Source organism: Treponema endosymbiont of Eucomonympha sp. (genome assembly GCF_001028545.1).
On sequence record NZ_BBPW01000538.1, the window covers coordinates 1 to 495 of the forward strand.

At 56.6% G+C, this 495-nt stretch carries 1 pseudogene; it reads right to left on the bottom strand.

Annotated features, from left to right (window positions below):
- Positions 1-495, bottom strand: a pseudogene (locus AWU74_RS12130) (V-type ATP synthase subunit I); the annotation flags it as partial.

Sequence of the window (495 nt, forward strand, 5' to 3'; positions counted from 1 at the left end):
CAGGGAATACCTCGTGATTCCGCCCGCTGCTATGAGCGAAAGGAACAACCCATAGCCCGCGTCGCCGAAAAGCATCCCGAAAAAAATGCAGAAGAACAGCAGGAACCAGCCCGAAATGTCGTATTCGCGGTAACCCGGCACCGTCTCCAGAAAATCGGTGAGCGGGTAAATCAGGCTTACGAGGCGGTTGTTCTTCAACTTTGTTGGCACGGGGTCGTCTTCCGCCGGTTCGCCGAGTGAAAGCGCCCAGCCTTCCTGCTTTGCCTCGCTGCATAACGCTTCGGCATCGGACTGCGGCACATAACCGATGAGCCACGCCAGCGTTTCGCTCCCTGCCGTTTCGGCGTTCATGCCGGAACACACGTTTTCAAACTCAATGTCCCCCAGAAGCTGTTTTCGGTGCCACCCGAACGCCTGCGTATACGTCGCCTCTCCCTGAAGCCGTTTATCTATGCGACCGATTTCCGTATTGAGTGCCGCAATTTCCGCCTCAAG